The organism is Arthrobacter sp. APC 3897, from assembly GCF_030407495.1.
Taxonomy (GTDB): Bacteria; Actinomycetota; Actinomycetes; order Actinomycetales; family Micrococcaceae; genus Arthrobacter_B.
The window spans coordinates 77979-98507 of sequence record NZ_JASDDG010000011.1; the positions used below are offsets into that span (position 1 = coordinate 77979).

Annotated in this window: 21 protein-coding genes; 10 read left to right on the forward strand and 11 right to left on the reverse strand. The window is 65.9% G+C overall.

The genetic code is table 11. The annotated features are described in order from the left end of the window. Position 1: 1 nt before the first annotated feature. Positions 2-643 (reverse strand): cysteine hydrolase family protein, encoded by a 642-nt coding sequence (locus tag QMA10_RS07290; RefSeq protein ID WP_290167168.1) that lies wholly within the window; start codon positions 641-643, stop codon positions 2-4. A gap of 109 nt (positions 644-752) precedes the next feature. Here QMA10_RS07290 and QMA10_RS07295 point away from each other — a divergent pair, with 109 nt between their 5' ends. Then, a complete protein-coding gene (locus tag QMA10_RS07295) occupies positions 753-1700 on the forward strand; it encodes a helix-turn-helix domain-containing protein (RefSeq protein WP_290167169.1) in 948 nt (315 codons plus the stop codon). Positions 1701-1732: 32 nt separating this feature from the next. Here the strand turns inward: QMA10_RS07295 and QMA10_RS07300 are convergent, their stop codons facing one another. After that, complete coding sequence (locus QMA10_RS07300) at positions 1733-2323, reverse strand: ABATE domain-containing protein (RefSeq protein ID WP_290167170.1); 591 nt, start codon at positions 2321-2323, stop codon at positions 1733-1735. 131 nt (positions 2324-2454) lie between these two features. Here QMA10_RS07300 and QMA10_RS07305 point away from each other — a divergent pair, with 131 nt between their 5' ends. Beyond that, positions 2455-3486, forward strand: a complete 1032-nt coding sequence (locus QMA10_RS07305) for an LLM class flavin-dependent oxidoreductase (protein WP_290167171.1) — start codon at positions 2455-2457, stop codon at positions 3484-3486. A gap of 97 nt (positions 3487-3583) precedes the next feature. Here QMA10_RS07305 and QMA10_RS07310 read toward each other — a convergent pair whose 3' ends face one another. Genes QMA10_RS07310 through arsB form a run of 4 tightly spaced genes read right to left on the reverse strand, consistent with a single transcriptional unit; the run spans position 3584 to position 7796 of the window. Beyond that, a complete protein-coding gene (locus tag QMA10_RS07310; RefSeq protein ID WP_290167172.1) occupies positions 3584-4753 on the reverse strand; it encodes an ArsO family NAD(P)H-dependent flavin-containing monooxygenase in 1170 nt (389 codons plus the stop codon). A 20-nt stretch (positions 4754-4773) separates the two neighbouring features. Beyond that, complete coding sequence (locus QMA10_RS07315; protein ID WP_290167173.1) at positions 4774-6240, reverse strand: NAD(P)-binding domain-containing protein; 1467 nt, start codon at positions 6238-6240, stop codon at positions 4774-4776. 30 nt (positions 6241-6270) lie between these two features. Continuing rightward, positions 6271-6693 carry an arsenate reductase ArsC gene (locus QMA10_RS07320; RefSeq protein WP_290167174.1) on the reverse strand — a complete coding sequence of 141 codons (423 nt, stop codon included), beginning with the start codon at positions 6691-6693 and terminating at the stop codon, positions 6271-6273. After that, complete coding sequence (gene arsB / locus QMA10_RS07325; RefSeq protein ID WP_290167175.1) at positions 6690-7796, reverse strand: ACR3 family arsenite efflux transporter; 1107 nt, start codon at positions 7794-7796, stop codon at positions 6690-6692. The genes QMA10_RS07320 and arsB overlap by 4 nt, the downstream gene beginning before the upstream one ends. 125 nt (positions 7797-7921) lie before the next feature. Between arsB and QMA10_RS07330 the strand changes: the two genes are divergently transcribed. The 3 genes from QMA10_RS07330 (at position 7922) to QMA10_RS07340 (ending at position 9155) form a co-directional block, all read left to right on the forward strand. Beyond that, the gene (locus QMA10_RS07330; protein WP_290167176.1) at positions 7922-8272 is read left to right on the forward strand and encodes a metalloregulator ArsR/SmtB family transcription factor; all 351 of its coding nucleotides are present in this window, start codon (positions 7922-7924) and stop codon (positions 8270-8272) included. 334 nt (positions 8273-8606) lie between these two features. Continuing rightward, positions 8607-8819 carry a hypothetical protein gene (locus QMA10_RS17670; RefSeq protein WP_356834129.1) on the forward strand — a complete coding sequence of 71 codons (213 nt, stop codon included), beginning with the start codon at positions 8607-8609 and terminating at the stop codon, positions 8817-8819. Positions 8820-8843: 24 nt separating this feature from the next. Next, the gene (locus QMA10_RS07340) at positions 8844-9155 is read left to right on the forward strand and encodes a hypothetical protein (RefSeq protein WP_290167177.1); all 312 of its coding nucleotides are present in this window, start codon (positions 8844-8846) and stop codon (positions 9153-9155) included. Here QMA10_RS07340 and QMA10_RS07345 read toward each other — a convergent pair. Continuing rightward, positions 9115-11085, reverse strand: coding sequence for an acetate--CoA ligase (locus QMA10_RS07345; RefSeq protein WP_290167178.1), 1971 nt, complete (start codon positions 11083-11085; stop codon positions 9115-9117). The two genes, QMA10_RS07340 and QMA10_RS07345, sit on opposite strands and share 41 nt — an antisense overlap. Before the next feature lie 212 nt (positions 11086-11297). Here QMA10_RS07345 and QMA10_RS07350 point away from each other — a divergent pair, with 212 nt between their 5' ends. The 5 genes from QMA10_RS07350 to QMA10_RS07370 all read left to right on the forward strand — a co-directional run bounded on the left by QMA10_RS07350 (position 11298) and on the right by QMA10_RS07370 (position 16232). Beyond that, positions 11298-11951, forward strand: coding sequence for a GntR family transcriptional regulator (locus QMA10_RS07350; protein ID WP_290167179.1), 654 nt, complete (start codon positions 11298-11300; stop codon positions 11949-11951). Between the two features lie 94 nt (positions 11952-12045). After that, a complete protein-coding gene (locus QMA10_RS07355) occupies positions 12046-13563 on the forward strand; it encodes an MmgE/PrpD family protein (RefSeq protein ID WP_290167180.1) in 1518 nt (505 codons plus the stop codon). Further along, entirely contained in the window at positions 13564-14469 is a 906-nt protein-coding gene (gene prpB / locus QMA10_RS07360) for a methylisocitrate lyase (RefSeq protein WP_290167181.1), read from the forward strand. It abuts the gene before it with no gap. A gap of 53 nt (positions 14470-14522) precedes the next feature. After that, on the forward strand, positions 14523-15656 hold the full coding sequence (locus QMA10_RS07365; protein WP_290167182.1) for a bifunctional 2-methylcitrate synthase/citrate synthase: 1134 nt from the start codon (positions 14523-14525) through the stop codon (positions 15654-15656). Positions 15657-15770: 114 nt separating this feature from the next. After that, positions 15771-16232, forward strand: coding sequence for a hypothetical protein (locus tag QMA10_RS07370; RefSeq protein ID WP_290167183.1), 462 nt, complete (start codon positions 15771-15773; stop codon positions 16230-16232). Positions 16233-16283: 51 nt separating this feature from the next. On the opposite strand, the gene QMA10_RS07375 is transcribed toward QMA10_RS07370, so the two are convergent. The 4 genes from QMA10_RS07375 to QMA10_RS07390 form a co-directional block, all read right to left on the reverse strand. After that, the gene (locus QMA10_RS07375) at positions 16284-16829 is read right to left on the reverse strand and encodes an 8-oxo-dGTP diphosphatase (RefSeq protein ID WP_290167184.1); all 546 of its coding nucleotides are present in this window, start codon (positions 16827-16829) and stop codon (positions 16284-16286) included. Next, a complete protein-coding gene (gene xerD / locus QMA10_RS07380; protein ID WP_290167195.1) occupies positions 16826-17767 on the reverse strand; it encodes a site-specific tyrosine recombinase XerD in 942 nt (313 codons plus the stop codon). Before xerD ends, QMA10_RS07375 begins: the two co-directional genes overlap by 4 nt. A 358-nt stretch (positions 17768-18125) precedes the next feature. After that, entirely contained in the window at positions 18126-18797 is a 672-nt protein-coding gene (locus QMA10_RS07385) for an NUDIX hydrolase (RefSeq protein ID WP_290167185.1), read from the reverse strand. 6 nt (positions 18798-18803) lie between these two features. Beyond that, the gene (locus tag QMA10_RS07390) at positions 18804-20498 is read right to left on the reverse strand and encodes a CTP synthase (protein WP_290167196.1); all 1695 of its coding nucleotides are present in this window, start codon (positions 20496-20498) and stop codon (positions 18804-18806) included. Between the last annotated feature and the right edge of the window lie 31 nt (positions 20499-20529).

Genomic DNA, 20529 nt, shown 5'->3' on the forward strand with positions numbered 1-20529 from the left:
ATCACGCCACGGGCTGGAATGCCGCCCGTCCCTGCATAGCGGAGGTGCCGAGGTCGCTCCGGGACAGCGCCGTACCTGCCTCCACGGCCTGCAGCCATTCCCGGGTTGTGCCCACGGCGGCAAAGTTGGACTGCAGCAGCACCATGAGCGCCTCATGCACCTGACGCGCACTGACCTGTCCCGCCTCGTTGGCCAGGTGGATTGCGCCGCTGGCATCCGACAACAGCTCCACCGTGAATCCCAGTGGCTCAGCTGCAGCGGCAGTAGCGATGTCGCAGTTATTAGTCATGTAGCCAACCAGGGTGATGGTGTCGATGTTGTTCTCCCGCAGCCAGTCCTCAAAATCGGTGCCGGCGAAAACGCTCGCGTAGCTCTTGCCGATCCGTTTCCAGGAGTCCCTGCGGCGCGCGGCAACGTCCGGATGCAGGTCCCAGCCCCGGGAGCCTTCCGCGAAGACCGGTGATCCCGCCGGCGCCTCATGCTGCACGACGACGACGGGCATCCCCTGCGCCTCGGCGGCGTCGATGACGGTGGTGATGTTGGCCAGGGACTCATCGCGGTCCGGATATTGGATCTCCAGAGGTCCGCCAAAATACTCATTCTGCACGTCAACGATGACGAGTGCGCGGGTCGGTTGTGCCATGGTGCGGGGCTCCTTGTGAGTTGTCCGGGTGATCGTGCTTCCAGCATGGCAGCGAACGGACCTCGACAGTGAGTGGCAGATATGCACACTTTCGATGAGAATAGGCCACGTGAAGATTGCCATCCACGCTTTTGACGGAATGACCCTCTTTCACCTGGCCGCACCCCTGCTGGTGTTCAGCGAAGTGTCCCGGCTCGGTTTGGCCGATGACTGGGAGACCGGTGTTTTCACCGAGACGGGAGCACCTGTCCGCAGCGCGGAAGGATACCTGGTGGAAGGGACTGCCGGCCCGGACCTTGCCCGGAACGCAGACCTGGTAATCTTCCCCTCCTGGCTGCCTGACCTTGCTCCGCCCTCCGACGGGTTGCTGACGTTGATCCGCAGCTCCCACGCACGGAATGCCGGAATTGCCGGGCTGTGCCTGGGCGCGTATCCGGTAGCCCGCAGCGGCGTGCTGGACGGCCGCAGCGCAGTCACGCATTGGGAGTCCGCCGGGGACATGGCCGCCGCACAGCCGGCCGTCAGCTTCGATGATTCCGCGCTCTACATTGACCACGGGGATGTTCTCACCTCGGCGGGGACAGCCTCCGCCCTGGACGCCTGCCTTCACATTGTGCGGAGGCATCTCGGATCCGCAGCCGCGGCGGACGTGGCACGGCATATCGTCGTCGCCCCGCACCGCGAGGGTGACCAGGCCCAGTACATTGCCCGTCCGGTTTCCGATTCGGGGTTGGGCGGACCGCTCGGCAGGACCATTGAGTGGGCTTTGGCCAATCTGGACCAGGACCTCAGCGTGGACGTGCTGGCTGCCCGCGCAGTCATGAGCAAACGCAATTTCACGCGGAGATTCCGGGAAACCACGGGCCTGGCGCCGGCACGATGGGTGCTTGGCCGGCGGCTCGACGAAGCCCGGATGCTGCTGGAAACCACAGCCTGGAGCGTGGGGCGAATTGCGCATGCCTGCGGTTTCGGAAGCCCGGTAACCTTCCGGCAGAACTTCATCAGGGCGTATTCGACCACGCCGACGTCCTACCGCACTCGGTTCACCAACCGCTGAGGATGATCGGCCGTTCCACAGCGCGCGGGCTTTTAGTCCACCCTGGCCTTCTCCAGCTTTCGGGCGTAGGACCGGTTGGCGCGTTGCCTGGCACCGCACCGCTCGGAGCACCAGTGCCGGCGTGCGTGCGTGCGGATCAGAAACCGGTCACACGGCGCCGCGGCGCAGGACGCAAGCCGGCCGGCATCGGGACCGGTCAGCAGTCCAGCGGCATCCTCGGCAATCTGGGCCATGGCGTGGGCAACAATCCTGCTCAGTGGATGGGTGTGGACGCGCTCCAGTCCCGCCCCGGGGGAATAGTGCAGTGGCGCTGCACTGGGCACTGCAGTCAGCGCGCGATTGAGGCCCTCCAGCGCTGACGGGGCCGGAGCGCTGCCTTCTGTGTGGGATCCGAGTATCCGCCGGAGATCCGCCCTCAGTCCCTCGAGCTGCTGCTGGCAGTAGGAAAGCAGGCCGGTGCCTTCCGGAGCCAGACCCTGCGCAATCAGCCACGCAGTGGCATTGTCCGGAGTATCAAGTTCATCAATCTGCGAACCACCGGGCAGGGTAACGACGCTGTTTGCCAGCGCCAGACTGAGGTGCGCGGCAGTGCCCGGGGCCGGAGGGAGTGGGACGCTCGTCATAAGCCTCACGGTATCAGTTGCACTTTGCCGTGAGAAACACCTAGGGTGGTTCTCACGTTAAATAGACAAAAATACCGTGATATGTGAGGCGCTTCACGAATCACCCCCACCCTTTCGGCACGGCTCCCTTCGTGCTTTCGGTCCTTGACAACGCCTTCACCGGTGTCGGACACCAGGTCACCGAAACGTACGGGGAGATCATTTCCCTGGCGAAGCTTGCCGACCGCCGCGGCTTCCGGCGTTTCTGGATGTCCGAGCACCATGCCATGCCCGGTGCCGCCATTCCTTCTCCGTTGCTGATGGCGGCCCGGCTCACCGGCGAGACCGAACGCATCCGGTTGGGTGCCGGCGGAATCATGCTTCCCAACCATGTGCCGCTGGGCGTCGCCGAACAGGTCGGCATGCTGAACGCGCTTGCTCCCGGACACATCGATCTGGGCCTTGGCCGGGCACCGGGAACGGACGGCGCCACGGCTGCTGCACTGCGCCGCCACTCATCTGCCAACGAGGAGTTCCCCGAGCAGATCGCTGAACTATTCGGCTTCCTGGGGCACGACTGGCCCGAGGGGCATCCCTACGCGGATGTTCCCGCAGTACCCGGTCCCTGGCAGGCCGACGAGAACCGGGTTCCGCGGCCTGCTGCCTCCGCCGACGTCTGGATCCTCGGGTCTTTGGTCTATTCAGCGCAGGTTGCAGCACGCCTTGGGCGCCCGTACGCGTTCGCCCTGCAGTTCGGCAGCGCAGACATCCTCAACGCCATGCGGATCTACCGGGAGAATTTCCGCCCCTCGGTTTACCTGGACCAGCCCTACAGTCTGGTCAGCATCGGAGCCATCGCCGATGAGGATCCGGAGGAGGCGCGCCGCCAGGCCACCTCCACCGCCATGGCGATGCTGCGCATGTTCCAGCGCAAACCCTTTGCCCTGCTGCCTCCTGAAGAAGTTGCGGCATACCCGGCGAACTTCCAGGAGCGGCAGGTACTTCAGGACTACACCGACCGGACAATCCACGGCACCGCCGGAGAAGTGGCAGCCGCTCTGGAGGATCTGCAGCGCCGGACGGGCGTGGATGAAGTGATGCTCGTGGTCGGCGGATACCTGCGCAGCACCCAGGCACACACCTTGGAACTGCTGGCAGACCACTACGGCATGCCCGCGGTGTAAGGTCCCCCGCCGGCCCCGGCTCACCGGCCGGGCGGATCAGAGCGGTACCCCTTGAAACGGTCGACGGCGGAAGGCAGGGACACTCCCACCGACCGGCCTACGGGCTCTGCGCGCCCGGGCCATCCGCGGAAACGCGGGCAGCGGCTGCAGCTACGGTGTCCCGGGCTGTGGCGCCCACGCCGATGAGGGTGGCCGACGCCGGGCCACACCAGTCGCCGTAACCCAGGAAGAACAGTCCCGGGCTGCCTGCCGAACGCGTTGCCGGGCGGGGTTCCGTTGCGGGAGCTCCATTTTGGAGCTGCAGCGACAGGGGCTGCAGATGGGCCAGACTGGGCCGGAATCCGGTGCACCACAGCACAACGTCGGCTGCCGCTTGCTCGCCGTCGGGCCATTGGACTCCGCCCGGGACGAAGCGGGAGAACAAAGGCCTGGCCTCCAACAGGCCGGCGTCGCGCGCCTTCCGCACCGCGGGAACCGCCACGATGTCACCGAGGGAGGCCGCGCTTCCGGGGCTGGGCTCGCCCGCCGCGAGAGCACGGACATGGCGGGTGGCAATCCGGAACAGTTCCGTGCCGTCCACGTCATCCGGGAGGTAGCGCGGGGGCTTCCGGGTCACCCAGGTGACCGATGCCGCCGGGGCGAGGTCTGCGGCGATCTGCGCACCTGAGTTGCCGCCGCCCACCACAATCACGTTCAAGCCGGCGTAGGCTCCGGGCCCCCGGTAATCCACCGTATGCAGTTGCCGGCCCTGGAAGGATCCGGCCCCGGGCAGCTGCGGAAAGTACGGCGCGTCCCACGTCCCGGTGGCATTGATGACAACCCGGCTGGTCCACTGTCCCCGGCTGGTGTCCGTAATGTATCCGCCATCCGCGCCCGGGGATATGGCTGTGGCCCGCACCGGCCGGTGAACGGGGAGCTGGTACCGGGCCTCATAGCTGCTCAGGTAATCAGCAACGTGCCGGGCCGTCGGGTTGCCGTTCCCCGGCCAGGCCGGCATCTGGTGCCCGGGCAGGGAGCTGTGCGCGGCCGGGGAAAACAGCTCAAGGCTGGGCCAGTAGTGCTGCCAGGCGCCTCCCGGTTCAGAGTTGGCATCCAGGATCGCGAAGGTCGGGGCCGGCCCGGACCTGCCGGTGGCCTCGTCCCGCCGCAACCGGTTCAGGTAGTAGCCTGCGGCGAGACCGGCCTGGCCGCCGCCAATGACCAGGATGTCGACGTCGCCACCCGAGTCCCCGAGCGTTTCTTCCGCAGCTGTATCCGTTCCCTGCATGGTTCCTTCCCAGCCCCGGTCTAGTTCTCCCGCTCCGCGGAGCGGCCGTGGGCCAGGCCCGTGGGAATGCCGAGGAACGCCGGTTCCGGTGCTGAACAGCAGGAAGAGCCCGCTGCTTCGGCGGCGCCGGCGGCCGGAGCTGCCACGGGTACCGGTGCGCAGCAGGAGGATTCGCCCTGGCCAACCGCGGCATCGGTGTCGCAGCTGCCCCCGAGGTCCGTGGAGCACACGCCGGTTTCAGGCAGGACCAGCTGAACGTCGTCGGCCGCTTCCTGGTCCCCGGCAAGGGCTGCGGCGATGGAGCGGACCTGTTCGTAGCCGGTGGCCATCAGGAAGGTGGGCGCGCGGCCGTAGGACTTCATACCGGTGATATAGAAGTCCTTTTCCGGGTGGGACAGCATCCTGGCGCCGTGCGGTTCCACCGTTCCGCAGCTGTGGAACTCCGGGTCGATGAGCGGGCCAAGGGCTCGCGGCGCCTCAACGGCAGGGTCGAGGTCGAGCCGGATTTCGCGGAGCATGTCCAGATTCGGCCGGAAGCCGGTGGCGGGAACCAGCAGGTCCACCTCGAGCCGGACCTCGCCCGACGGCGTGGCCCCCATGACGGCAAGAGTCTGTGCATTCTTGAATCCCGTAATGGTGAAGGAGGTGTGGAGGTCAATGCGTCCGTCCTGAACCAGAGCGCGCAGCCGGCTGCCGAGGGCGCCGCGCGCGGGCAGTCCGTCGAGATCGCCTCCGCCGTAGACGCCGTCGGCTGAAGAACTCCGGATGGCCCAGCTGATCCGGGTGCCCGGTTCCTGTTCCGCCAACTCGCCCAGCGCCAGCAGGGTGTTGGCGGCCGAGTGTCCGGCCCCGACCACCAGGACGTGTTTTCCGGCGAAGCGGGCACGGCCGCGGCCGGTGACATCGGGCAGCGGTGCGGTGATGAGTCCCGCAGCGTACGCCTCGGCTTCGCCCGGAGCCGCAAGTCCCGCCTGCCCGAGCGGGTTCGGAGTGCTCCACGTGCCGGATGCGTCAATAACGGCGCGGGCGCGGTGGTCGGTAATCTTGCCTTCGGCGTCCCGGACCCGGACCAGGAACGGAGCGATGTCCCGCCCGCCGGTGCGGGTCTTGTCCATGCCTTCACGGCTGACGGTGAGAACTTCGCTGGAGGTGTGCAGCACGGACCGGATGGCCGGGAGCGCCGCCAGCGGCCGAAGGTACTGTTCAACCAGTTCGGCGCCGGTGGGCAGGGTGTCGGCAACAGGTTCCTGCCAGCCGGTGCCGGCGAGCAGGCGGCGGGCGGCGGCATCGACGTCGTACCGCCACGGCGAGAACAGCCGAATGTGCCCCCATGCGCTGACCGCAGCCGCCGGTGTGTCTCCAGCCTCGAAGATCATGGGGGTCAGGCCGCGTTCGAGCAGATGCGCGGCCGCGGCTAGCCCCACAGGGCCGGAGCCGATCACGGCAATGGGAAGTGCGGACAACCGGGGTTCAGTGTTCTCAGGCAAGGGGGCCTCTCTCAGCAAAGGTGCGGGCGTTTATTTGGCCGGCAGCAGGTCGGCGATCAGGTCCCGGATGCGGGCCTTGATGTCGTCGCGGATGGGGCGGACAGCAGCCAGGCCCTGACCGGCCGGATCCTCGAGCTGCCAGTCCTCATAGCGTTTTCCGGGGAAGATCGGGCAGGCGTCGCCGCAGCCCATGGTGATCACGACGTCGGACTCCTTCACCGCCTCGGTGGTCAAAACCTTGGGCAGCTCGGCGGACATGTCAATACTTTCCTCGGCCATGGCTTCGACGGCGGCTGGATTGACTGATACAGCCGGAGCAGACCCGGCGGAGCGCACTTCGATCCGGCCGCCGCTGAGGGCGCGCAGGTATGCGGCCGCCATCTGCGAGCGCCCGGCATTGTGGACGCAGACAAAAAGGACTGAGGGCCTGGCTGTCACTTCGGGGGTGCTCATCGGTTCGTCATTTCTGTCGAGGCGGCGGGAACGGGGGCGGCGGCGGGCCAGTACCTCTTTTGCGCCCACAGTGCGGCGTACACCAGTGCCACCAGGACGGGAACCTCGATGAGCGGGCCGACGACGCCGGCGAGCGCCTGCCCGGAGGTCACGCCGTACGTGCCGATGGCCACGGCAATGGCCAGTTCAAAATTGTTGCCCGCGGCGGTAAAGGCCAGCGTGGCGGTGCGGGGATACCCCAGGTTCAGCACTCTTCCCAGCACCATTCCGGCGCCGAACACCACGAGGAAGTAAACCAGCAGCGGGAGGGCGATCCGGGCCACGTCCGCCGGGTTCGAGGTGATCTCATCTCCCTGCAGGGCGAAGAGCAAAACGATGGTGAACAGCAGGCCGTAGAGCGCCCAGGGGCCAAGCTTCGGGAGGAACCTGCCCTCGTACCATTCCCGGCCGCGGGCCTTCTCCCCGAGGACGCGGGTAAGGAAGCCCGCCAGCAGCGGAATACCCAGGAAAACCAGGAAGCTGGCGGTGATGGACCAGAATGAGAACTCTGCGCTCGTTGTTTCCAGGCCCAGCCAGCCGGGCAGGACCTGCAGGTAGAACCACCCCAGGGCGCCGAAGGCAATCACCTGGAACACGGAGTTGATGGCCACCAGCACGGCGGCGGCCTCACGGTCCCCGCAGGCCAGGTCATTCCAGATCATCACCATGGCGATGCAGCGGGCCAGCCCGACAATAATCAGTCCGGTCCGGTATTCAGGCAGGTCCGGCAGGAAGATCCAGGCCAGAGCAAACATGACGGCCGGGGCGGCCACCCAGTTAAGCACCAGGGACGTGATCATGAGCTTCCGGTCGGCCACCACGGCACGGGTCTCGTTATAGCGGACCTTGGCCAGGACCGGGTACATCATCACCAGCAGGCCGACGGCGATGGGCAGCGACACATTCGAGACCTTGATGGAGTCCAGGGCCGGACCAATACCGGGAACCAGCCTCCCCAGCAACAGCCCGGCAGCCATCGCGGCAATGATCCAGACCGGCAGGAACCGGTCCAGGGTGGAGAGCCGGGCGGTGACCTGTCCAGTGTGGGCTGGTGCGGTGGACATGCTCAAAGCTCCTTGGGCGGGACATCAACTGGGGGGACATCAGGAATCGATCACGATCGATGTATGCCGCTGTCGAGTATCCCCGCATATATCGACGGATGTCAATTGATGTGGATAATGGTGGGGTGAACTCCGTACAGACTGCTCCTGACCCTGTTGCTGAGGCCTGCTGCACTCCGCTGACATCCGAAGCCCTCAGCATTGAAGACGCCCAGCGGTTCGCACAGCTGCTCAAGGCGGTAGCAGAGCCGACCCGGCTGCGCCTGGTGTCCCTGATCGCAGCCCAGGAGAACAAGGAAGCCTGCGTCTGCGACCTCACCGGACCTGTGGGCCTGGGCCAGCCGACGGTTTCCCACCACCTGAAGATCCTGGTGGACGCCGGCATCCTGCACCGCGAGAAGCGCGGCGTATGGGCCTACTACTCCATCGTCCCGGGCGCCCTGGAACGCGCCGCTGCGGTCCTGGCTCCCCGGTGAGCAGCACCCCCGTCCCACAGAGCGGCGGGGACCCTCTCGTCCGCGCACTGGTCAAGGCTGACTGGCCGGCAGTGCAGGGCATCTATGCGGCCGGAATTGCGACGGGCCAGGCAACCTTCGAAAGCCGGACGCCCGGCTGGGAAACCTTCGATGCGCGGCATTTGCCCGGGCTCCGGCTCGTCGCCCAAGCCGACGGCGGGATCCTGGACTGGGCCGCTGCCTCCCCCGTTTCCGCCCGCACCGTTTACCGGGGTGTTGCCGAGCACTCCGTGTACGCCGACCCGGCGGCACGGGGACGCGGGGACGCGGCACTGGAAAAATCCTGCTGCACGCCATGGTGGCGGCCGCCGAGGACTCGGGCATCTGGACCCTCCAGTGCAGCATCTTCCCTGAGAACACCGCCAGCCTGGCCCTGCACCGGGCGGAGGGATTCCGGATTGTGGGCGTCCGGGAGCGTGTTGCCCAAATGACGTACGGCCCACAGGCCGGCAAGTGGCGGGACACCCTGTTTCTGGAGCGGCGCAGCGCCACCGTTGGGGCAACCTGAGGTCAGCAGCGAAGCTGCGCGTGGATGAACCCACCGGACCCGGTCCGGGTGTTCGGCGAGGCGCATGGGAGTCCCGCCGCCCAGGCGTTGAAAAATGCCTTGCCCATCGCCGGTGAACTGGGTATTTCCGAGGTCCTGCTCACCTGCAATGAAGACAGCGCCGGCTCACGGGCGACGATCGAAGCGAACGGCGGCGTCCTGGAGGACATCCGCCACGGCAAGCTCCGCTACTGGATCGCCGGCGCCCAGCAGCTCCTCACGCCCCGCCCCTCTTCCCCCGCGCCCCCGGGAGCTCTTAGCTCCCGGGCCGCAGCAGCGGCAGCAGCGTCTCGATGACTCCCGGATCCTCGATGGTGGAGGGAACGGTGTAGGCATCGCCGTCGGCAATCTGGCGCATGGTCTTGCGCAGGATTTTGCCCGACCGGGTCTTGGGCAGTGCCTCAACCACCTGCACGTCCTTGAAGTCCGCCACCGGTCCGATGGACTGGCGCACCAGCTTCACCAGGTCCGCGCGCAGCTCCTCCGCATCAATCTCGGAACCGGCCTTCAGCACCACATAACCGCACGGGCGCTGTCCCTTCAGCGAATCAGCCACCCCGATTACGGCACATTCAGCCACGGCTGGATGTGTCGCCACGATCTGCTCCATCGCCCCGGTGGACAGGCGGTGGCCGGACACGTTAATGACGTCGTCGGTGCGGCCCATGACAAACACGTAGCCGTCCTCATCCACATAGCCGGAGTCCCCGGTGGTGTAGCAGCCCTCAAAGATCTCCAGGTAGGAGGACCGGAACCGGTCGTCGCTGCCCCAGAGCGTGGTGAGCGTTCCGGGCGGCAGCGGCAGCCGCAGCACAATGTTGCCTTCCTCGCCGGCCGGAACCTCTGCGCCCGCGCCGTCAACGATGGCCAGCGAGAACCCGGGAACCGGCACCGTGGCCGAACCTGCCTTGATCGGAAGCTGCTCCAGACCCAGCGGATTGGCGCAGATCGCCCAGCCGGTCTCGGTCTGCCACCAGTGGTCCACCACGGGGACGTCCAGCGCTTGCCCGGCCCACGTGAAGGTCTCCGGGTCCAGCCGCTCCCCCGCGACAAACAGGGTCCGCAGCCGGGAGAGATCGTAGCCGGCCATCAGGGCTGCGTCCGGGTCTGCCTTGCGGATCGCGCGCAGCGCAGTGGGTGCCGTGAACAGGACATCCACGCCGTGCTGCTCCGCCACCCGCCAGAAGGCCCCCGCATCCGGCGTGCCCACCGGTTTGCCCTCATAGAGCACCGTGGTGGCACCGGCGATCAGCGGCGCGTACACAATGTAGGAGTGGCCCACCACCCAGCCCACGTCCGAGGCGGTCCACATCACCTGTCCCGGTCCGATGTCGTAAATATTGCGCATGGACCACGCCAGTGCGACGGCGTGGGAACCGTTGTCGCGGACCACGCCCTTGGGCGCGCCGGTGGTGCCCGAGGTGTACAGGATGTACAGCGGGTCCGTTGCGGCCACGGATACCGGACCGGCCGGGGACGCGTCTGCGGCGAGTGCGTCCCAGTCGTGCCAGGCGGTGCCGTGTGCGCCGTCGTACTCCTGCGGTGTGTGGGTGAACCCGGCACGTTCGGCAACCACCACGTGATTGACGCGGTGGGCTGCAGCAGCGAGGGCCTCCGCAACATTGGGCAGATACTCTACAGTGCGCTTGGGCTCCAGCCCCCCGCTGGCGGTAACGACGACGGCGGGCCGGGCATCGTCGATGCGGGCCGCCAGTTCCTTCGGGGCGAAGCCGCCAAAGACCACTGAATGGATGGCCCCCAGCCTCGCTGCGGCGAGCATGGCGATCACAGCTTCCGGAATCATGGGCAGATAGATGATGACCCGGTCCCCCGCCTCCACCCCGAGCCCGCGAAGCACACCGGCAAAGGTTTCCACCTCGGTCAGGAGCTGGCTGTAGGTGTACGTGCGTGTGCTGCCGAGCATCGCGGAGTCATAGATCAGCGCGTCAGCGTCTCCCCTGCCGGCGGCCACATGGCGGTCAAGGGCGTTGTAGCTGGTGTTGAGATAGCCGTCGGGGAACCAGTGGTACTGCGGAGCCTCCGACTCATCCAGGGCGCGCTTCGGAGCGGTGTCCCAGTCCACCAGTGAGGCGGCATCCAACCAGAACGCTTCGGGATCGCGGAGGCTGCGTGCATAGGCCTCCCCGTACGCGCCTTCCGTTGACCCAGCGGCGGACGGGGCTGCGGTGTCCGGTGCTTCGTTTCCTGCATCCAGGCCAGAGCTCATGAATCCTCCTCGATTCGCAATGTGATAACCATCACCCTAGGGCAGGACGATGCCGGGTCACAATTGGGCTGTGTATACATGACACAAAGCGAACTACAGCAGGTTCGCGGTTTTTGTTTCCCCAACCCGATCTTGTGTATACACTGATGAGACACATCACATCACGGAGCAGTTCGGCACCGCCGGCTGGCCACAAGCGTAAAGGAGCGCCAATGAGGGCAAGCGACCGCGCCTACCGGGCGCTCCGCGAAGACATCGTGGCCGGCAGCCTCCTGCCCGGAACCGTTTTGGGTGAAGTGGAGCAGTCACAGCGTCTGGGCATTTCCCGCACGCCCCTGCGCGAGGCACTGAGCAGGCTCACAGCCGATGGCCTCACCGCGCCGCACAACGGCCGCGGCGTGGTGGTTACATCCATTTCACCGGAGACAGTGACCGAGCTGTTTGAGCTGCGCCAGGCGCTGGAGTGCAAGGCGGCTGCACTGGCAGCCACCCGCGGAGAACCTGAACTTTTCACCGGCCTGCGCCGGGACTTCGAGCAGGCGGCGGATCTCATCGTCTCTGAAACGGAGCTGGATCCTTCCCGCTCGGCCTATTACGCCCTGGTGGCACGGCTGGATGAAGCCATTGACACGGCTGCGGCAAATACCTACCTCGCCCAGGCACTGGCCAACGTGCGGCTGCACCTGGCCCGGGTCCGCAGACTGGCCAAGGACAACCCCCGGCGGCTGCTCGCCACCGCGGGCGAACATGCCACCATTGCCTCCGCCATAGCGGCCCGGGATCCCGCGCTGGCTTCGGCAGCCACCTCGGTCCACCTGCATAAGTCGCTGGAACACTTCCTCGCAGCGGTCGGTCCGCCGGGATGAAGACCCTTTCAACCGGCACCCCAACACTTCACGACAGCACCATCGATCACAGTTCCGCCAAAACGTTCCCAGAACGTCCCCGAAAGGACACACCATGAATCTCCACAAAGTGCGGGTCCACCGCAGCGATGAGAACCTGGCCCGCGAAGACCAGCTGGCCTACAAGATCGCCGAGGTCGCCGCTGACCCCGTCGCCGTAACCGATGAGGTCACGGACATGGTCATCAACCGCATCATCGACAACGCCTCGGTAGCCGTCGCCTCACTGAACCGCGGACCCATCGTCGCCGCCCGCGCCCAGGCGCTGTCCTTCTCCCCCTCCGCGCACGGCAAGGGTTCCGCCGTCTTCGGCGTCGAGCAGAAGAGCTCCCCGGAATGGGCGGCCTGGGCCAACGGCGTTGCCGTTCGCGAACTCGACTACCACGACACCTTCCTGGCCGCCGAGTACTCCCACCCGGGTGACAACATCCCGCCGCTGCTCGCAGTCGCCCAGCACACCGGTGCCTCCGGTGCGGACCTGATCCGCGGCATTGCCACCGGCTACGAAATCCAGGTGGACCTGGTCAAGGCCATCTGCCTGCACAAGCACAAGATCGACCACGTGGCGCACCTCGGCCCGTCCGCGGCCGCCGGCATCGGCACCCTGCTGGGCCTCGACGTCGACACCATCTTCCAGGCCGTGGGCCAGGCGCTGCACACCACCACCGCCACCCGGCAGTCCCGCAAGGGCGAAATCTCCACCTGGAAGGCACACGCTCCGGCGTTTGCCGGCAAGATGGCCGTTGAAGCCGTGGACCGCGCCATGCGCGGACAGACCTCCCCCACCCCGATCTACGAGGGTGAAGACGGCGTTATTGCCTGGATGCTGGACGGCCCCGACGCCGCCTACGAGGTTCCGCTGCCCGAGGCCGGCGAAGCCAAGCGCGCCATCCTGGACACCTACACCAAGGAGCACTCCGCCGAATACCAGGCCCAGGCATGGATCGACCTGGCCCGCAAGATCCACCGCGAGCATCCCGAGGCTGCCGACGCTTCGCAGGTGGCCAGCGTGCTGATCGCCACCTCGCACCACACCCATTACGTGATCGGATCCGGCGCCAACGATCCGCAGAAGTATGACCCCACGGCCTCGCGGGAGACCTTGGACCACTCCATTCCGTACATTTTCACCGTTGCCCTGCAGGACGGTTCCTGGCACCACGTGGATTCCTACGCTCCCGAGCGTGCGGGCCGCGCGGACACCGTTGAGCTGTGGAACAAGGTCACCACGGTGGAGGATCCGGAGTGGACCCGCCGTTACCACTCGCTGGACATCAGCGAGAAGGCGTTCGGCGGCAAGGTCACCATCGTCCTGAACGACGGCACCGAGATCACCGACGAAATTGCCGTGGCCGATGCACACCCGCTGGGCGCCAAGCCGTTTGCCCGCGCAGAGTACATCAACAAGTTCCGCACCCTGGCCGCCGGCCTGGTCTCCGAAGAGGAGATTGAGCGGTTCCTGACCACCGTCCAGCGCCTGCCCGAACTGGCTGCCGGCGAACTGGACCAGCTGAACATCACTGCGGCCGAGGGCGTCATTGACCCGGCCAACGCTCCGAAGGGACTTTTCTAAATGCTGTACTCCTCCGTAACACCCGAAGCCAAGCGCATTGCCTTCCGCGAAGGCCTGGCGTCCGGCACGCTCCAGCAGTTCCCGGGAGCGTTCAACCCGCTCTCTGCCCGCCTGATCGAGGAAAAGGGGTTCGACGGCGTCTACATCTCCGGCGCTGTCCTCGCCAATGATCTCGGCCTGCCGGACATTGGTTTGACCACCCTGACCGAGGTGGCCGCCCGGGCCGGGCAGATTGCCAGGATGACGGACCTGCCCGCCATCGTGGATGCCGACACAGGTTTCGGCGAGCCGATGAACGTGGCGCGCTCCATCCAGGAACTCGAGAATGCCGGCCTGGCCGGCTGCCACATCGAGGACCAGTTCAACCCGAAGCGCTGCGGCCACCTGGACGGCAAGAATGTCGTGGACCTGGAGACCGCCACCAAGCGGATCCGTGCCGCTGCGGACGCACGCCGTGATTCGAATTTCCTCATCATGGCGCGCACCGACATCCGCGCCGTGGACGGATTGGAAGCTGCGCAGGACCGTGCCCGTGCCCTTGTTGACGCCGGAGCGGACGCCATCTTCCCCGAAGCGATGAAGACGCTGGAAGAGTTCGCTGCCATGCGGGACGCCGTTGACGTGCCGATCCTGGCCAACATGACTGAGTTCGGGAAGAGCAATCTGTTCAGCTACGACGAGCTGGCTTCGGTGGGCGTCAACATGGTCATCTACCCGGTGACCCTGCTGCGCAGCGCCATGGGTGCCGCTGAGCGCACGCTGGAGACCATAAAGGCCAAGGGCACCCAGCAGGATGACGTCTCAAACATGCTCACGCGTGCACGTTTGTACGATCTGGTGGATTATGAAGCCTACAACCACTTCGACACCTCGGTCTTCAACTTTCAGATCCCGGGCAAGCACTAGCATTTCCGGCCGGAATCCCCCGCAACACCACTGCGACAAAGGAGTCTTTCGTAATGTCAGATGATCAGATCCACAAGGGACTGGCGGGTGTCCTCGTTGACACGACCAAAATTTCCAAGGTCAACCCGGAAACCAACTCGCTGCTGTACCGCGGGTATCCGGTCCAGGAGCTGGCGGCCCGCTGCAGCTTCGAAGAGGTTGCCTACCTGCTCTGGAACGGCGAGCTGCCCACGGCGGATGAGCTGGCCGAGTTCACCGCGGGTGAGCGCGCCCAGCGTGCGCTCACCCCGGAGCTGAAGGCCGTCATCGACGCCCTGCCGACCACGTGCCATCCCATGGACGTGTGCCGCACTGCGGCATCCGTGCTGGGTGCATCGCATGAGCTGGCCGAGGACTCCTCGGTGCAGGCGAACATGGAGAAGTCCGTGAGCCTTTTCGCGGCCATGCCGGCAGTGGTTGCCTATGACCAGCGCCGCCGCCGCGGTCAGGACGTGGTGGAACCCCGCGATGACCTGGATTACTCGGCGAACTTCCTCTGGATGACGTTCGGCGAGGAAGCCGCCCCCGAGGTGGTGGAAGCGTTCAACGTTTCGATGATCCTGTACGCGGAGCACTCCTTCAACGCCTCTACGTTCACCGGCCGCGTCATCACATCTACCCTCTCGGATCTGCATTCGGCGGTCACCGGTGCCATCGGTGCCCTCAAGGGACCGCTCCACGGCGGTGCCAACGAAGCCGTGATGCATACGTTCGAGGAGATTACCCGGAGCGCGGGCGACGGCGACGTTGCCGCCCACGCCGCGGGCTGGCTGGACGCCGCGCTGGCGGACAAAAAGAAGATCATGGGCTTCGGCCACCGGGTGTACAAGAACGGCGACTCGCGGGTGCCCACCATGAAGGCCTCGATGGACAAGATGGTCAAGCACTACAACCGTGAGGATCTGGGCGAGCTGTACACGGCGCTGGAATCCGCCATGGGTGAGCGCAAGAACATCCTGCCGAACCTGGATTACCCGGCCGGTCCGGTTTATCACATGATGGGTTTTGACACGCCCACCTTCACGCCGCTGTTCGTGGCCGCGCGGATTACCGGCTGGACGGCGCACATCATGGAGCAGCTTGAAGCCAATTCCCTGATCCGCCCCCTCAGCGCCTATGACGGCTCCGAGGAACGGCACGTGGGCTAAGCACTGAGACTGCACTGCAAGGGCCCGCCGCGGGGATTCCTCCGGCGGGCACTTGCGTATTCGCGCTTTCCCGTCCGGCCGTATATCTTTCGTGGGAACCCGGAAGGAAGAACCATGAAAAACATCACGGCACTTGCCATGGTCCTTGCTGCTGCAACGGTTTTCACGGCCTCCTGCAGTCAAGGCGCCGAGGAGCGGCCAGCAGCACCGGATTCCCCAGTCGCTTGGGCTGACCAGGTTTATCAGCTCCAGCAGGAGATCACGTCCCACCGCGGGGACGGCGAATTGGCAGAGACCCGCGTGGGAGGAGGATCTGTCTCTGCCGGTGACGAGAGCAGCCTGAGATTCGATCCCATTGTTTCGGGGCCGATAGCAGCGAGCTTCCTGTGTGACACCGGAACCGTCTCCGTCTCGGTGGCCGGAGGAGCGCCTGCCGACGTTGATTGCGGGCAGGTGAAGATCTTCAGCGGTGTGGAACCTTATGAGTTCGGCACCGGCCTCATGATTACCGTCGCCTCCGAGGCGGACACCCGTTGGGCCGTGGAGTTCAGCTCAGTTGGTGCGGGACCGAACTAGCAGAGCGTTTCTGGGCTGGAACAGCCTGCGGGTCAGGAGCCGGGCAAGGCATCAGGAAAAGACGATGCCGGCAACGCTTTCGTTGTCAGGGCCCAGGGTGACGACGGCGTCGAAGTACCGTCCGGCGAGCACCTCCGGCATCCAGTGGGCGGAGTCCGGCCACATCCGGGCATAGGGAACCTCCCCCACCCGATACCAGGTAGGGATGATTTCAGGCGACTGCGCCGGCTCGCCTTCCCAGGTCCGGGCCCGGTACACCACCGTGGACATGTCCCACTCCGGACGGGCGGGGAACACGAATTCGATTGTCCCGGCACGCTCCAGGTCTCTTTCCCGCAGCGTAACGCCGGATTCCTCGAACACCTCACGCACCGCAGCCTCCGCCGGGGTCTCCCCCGGCTCCACATGGCCGCCGAGCGTGACGATCCGGCCGGTGCCGAACCCGGTCTGCTTTAGACCCATCAGCACTTCGGTACCCTGCTCCGGAGTGTCGCGCATCAGGAAGCACAGCACCACCGGCACAGCCCGGGAAGGCTGTACCGCAGAGGTGCCGACCGGCCCGGAATCGTCCCCGGCGTCGTTCATTTGTCCGTTCACAGCGCCCTCGGATGCGCGGCGGCGTAAACCTCGCGCAGGGTTTCGGCGGTCACCAGGGTGTACACCTGGGTGGTGGTCACCGAAGCGTGCCCCAGCAGTTCCTGGACCACACGGACGTCAGCTCCGCCTTCCAGCAGGTGGGTGGCGAAGGAATGCCGCAGCGTGTGCGGAGAAACGTCCCTGCCGATCTGTGCCTTTTCCGCTGCGTTCTTCAGAATGGTCCAGGCACTTTGCCGGCTGAGGCGGCCGCCGCGGGCATTCAGGAACAGTGCGGGGGTGCCCTTTCCCTTGGCAGATGCGGCGGGCCGGCCACGGACCAGGTATTCGTCCAGTGCACGCGCAGCATAGGAGCCCAGCGGCACCAGGCGCTCTCTGGATCCCTTGCCGAACAGCCGGACGACGTCAGGGCCGTTGGCCGGGATCCGTTCCAGCGAGAGGTCATCAATGTCCAGGCCAACGGCTTCGCTGATGCGTGCTCCCGTGGAGTACAGGAACTCCAGCAGGGCCCGGTCGCGCAGCCCGGTGGGTGTTTCGGTGGAGACTGCCTCCAGGATCCGGGTGACCTCGTTGACGCTGATGGCCTTGGGCAGGCGTTTGCCGGGCAGCGGCGGGTGCACGTCCGCAGCCGGGTCTGTGCCGGTCAGCCCTTCCAGTGCCCAAAATTTGTGCAGTCCGCGCACGGCAACCACAGTCCGTGCCGCGGAGCGGACGCTCAGGGCGGAAGCGCCGTCGGAACCTTCAACGATGGACTGTGCGAAGGCTGTGACATCGTGCCGCGAGATGCGGGCCACGTCCTCCACCCCGCGGGAGGTCAGGAACCGGGCATAGCGCAGCAAATCGCGGCGGTAGGCGTCCAGCGTGTTGACCGCCAGTCCGCGTTCCACGGCCATGTGCTGCAGGTAGCCGCCAATTTCCCGGCCGACGGCAGTGGCGCGCAGCTCGTCAGCGGCGGACGGACCCTTAGGCGCGGGGGTCTTCCTGGGAGCGGCGGGGCTTTTGGTTGCCGGCACCGCTGTACCGCCGGCCGTACCGCCGGTGGCCTGCGCCTCCGTTGCTGTTCCGGCTGCCGTCGCCGCGGCTTCACCGTCCGCTTTGTCCTGGGCCAGTGCTGCCCGCAGGAGCTCGGCGGGTGAGTCCAGCTTCAGGGTGGCATTGATGGAGGAGAAATCGAACACAACGGTGTCGTTAAGCTGCGGAGCAGACGGCGGCTGGAACGGCGAAGCAGTGCCGGCCGGCACCGGCGCAGGACTGTGTCCGCCTGCAGGGAGATCGGAGGCGGCCATGGCAGTCTGTGTCCTAAGAAGAAACGGGGCCCTGCGGCCACGTGGAGTGCTGGGAGTGGTGCTCCGGCCAGGGAGCATTGGCCGGGCGGAGGTTCGCGAAACCGGACGGACGGGCTGCGGCGGCGGCCAGGACACCGGCCACGGCCGAGGGGCTGTGGAGCCGGCCGTCCAGCACCGCCTGGACGGCGTCGTCGAGGTCTACCCACGCGGTACGGATTTCGGCTTCCTCATGGGTGCGCTCGTGCCGGTCCGCTTCGGGAACTTCGCTGATGCCGCGGGCGAGGTAGATCCGCAGGGCCTCGCGGGAGGAGCCGGGCGAGAGGAACAGATCCGTGAGCACATTCCACTGGCTGGCTTCAATATCGGCTTCTTCGGCCAGTTCCCTGGCCGCTCCCACCTGGAAGTCTTCACCGTCGATGTCCAGCAGTCCGGCGGGGATTTCCCAGAGGGTCATCCGCACCGGGTGCCGGTACTGGTTGATCAGCAGCACCTGGCCAGCGTCGTTCATCGCCAGGACCGCCACCGCGCCGGGGTGGCGGATGTAGTCGCGGACCAGGGGTTCGCCGTCGTCGGTCAGCTGGAACTTCTCACTGACCACGTCCCAGACCCGCCCGGTGTATTCCACGGAGGAACTGAGCAGGCGGCGGGGACTTTGTTCGTCGGCGAACCCTCTGGTCTCGCTCATGGGTTGTTAGCCCTTCCCGTTCTGGTGTGCCAGGGCGGCCTTCACCAGGCCGGCGAAGAGCGGGTGCGGACGCGTCGGACGGGAGCTGAGCTCCGGGTGCGCCTGCGTGGAGACGTAGTACGGGTGCACGTCCGCCGGAAGCTCAACGAACTCCACCAGTCCGCCGTCAACGGTGGTGCCGGAGAAGGACAGGCCTGCCTCGGCAATCTGGTCGCGGTACTGGTTGTTAACCTCGTAGCGGTGGCGGTGGCGTTCGGCCACGGCAGTCTTGCCGTACGTCTTGGCCACTACCGAACCCTCTTCGAGCTTGGCGTCCCACAGACCCAGGCGCATCGTGCCGCCCATGTCGCCCTCACCTGAAACAATGTGCTTCTGCTCCGCCATGGTGGCGATGACAGGGAACTTGGTGTCCGGCTCGAACTCCGAGGAAGACGCGCCTTCCATGCCAACCACGTTGCGGGCGTACTCGATGACCATGCACTGCAGACCCAGGCACAGGCCCAGGGTGGGGAGCTTGTTTTCCCGGGCGTAGGTCAGGGCGCCGAGCTTGCCTTCCAGGCCGCGGATACCGAAGCCGCCGGGAACACAGATGGCGTCGACGTCGGCCAGGGCCTCTGCTGCGCCTTCAGGCGTGGCGCACTCGTCCGAGGGAACCCACCGGATGTTGACCTTGGTCTTGTTGGCGAAACCGCCGGCACGCAGTGCCTCGGTAACGGAGAGGTACGCATCGGGCAGGTCCACGTACTTGCCGACCAGAGCAATGTTCACGTGGTGCTTGGGGTTGTGGACGGCTTCGAGGAGCTTGTCCCACTTGGTCCAGTTGACGTCCTTGAACTTCAGGTCCAGGTGCTGGACGATGTACGCGTCCAGGCCCTGGGAGTGAAGGGTCTTGGGGATGTCGTAGATGCTGGGGGCATCAGGGCAGCCCACGACGGCGTCCACGTCAACGTCGCACATGCGGCCGATTTTGGCACGCATGGCGTCCGGTACCGGACGGTCCGAACGGATAACAATGGCATCCGGCTGGATACCGATGGAACGGAGCGCCGCCACGGAGTGCTGGGTCGGCTTGGTCTTCAGTTCCTGGGACGGACCAATGTACGGAACCAGCGACACGTGGAGGAAGAAAACGTTGTTGCGGCCGATGTCCTGGCGCACCTGGCGTGCTGCTTCCAGGAAGGGCTGGGACTCGATGTCGCCAACCGTGCCGCCAATTTCGGTGATGATGACGTCGGGGGTCTTCTTCGCCTCGGAGGGCAGGCGCATCCGGCGCTTGATCTCGTCGGTGATGTGCGGAATGACCTGCACGGTGTCACCGAGGTATTCGCCGCGGCGTTCCTTGGCAATAACCGTGGAGTAGACCTGACCGGTCGTGACGTTGGCCGAACCGTCGAGGCTCTCGTCAAGGAACCGCTCGTAGTGTCCAATGTCGAGGTCCGTCTCAGCGCCGTCGTCGGTCACGAAGACCTCGCCGTGCTGGAAGGGGTTCATTGTGCCCGGATCCACGTTGAGATAGGGATCGAGCTTCTGCATGGTCACCGCTATGCCGCGCGACCTCAACAGATGGCCGAGACTTGACGCTGTCAGTCCCTTACCGAGTGAGGACGCCACGCCACCGGTGACGAAGATGTGTTTGGTCGTAGAAGACGACTTGGGAAACCTGGAATTTGATCGCTGCACCACGGAGTTTGAGCCTATCACCTTTTGTAGTTCTGAGTTTGTCGTCATGGAT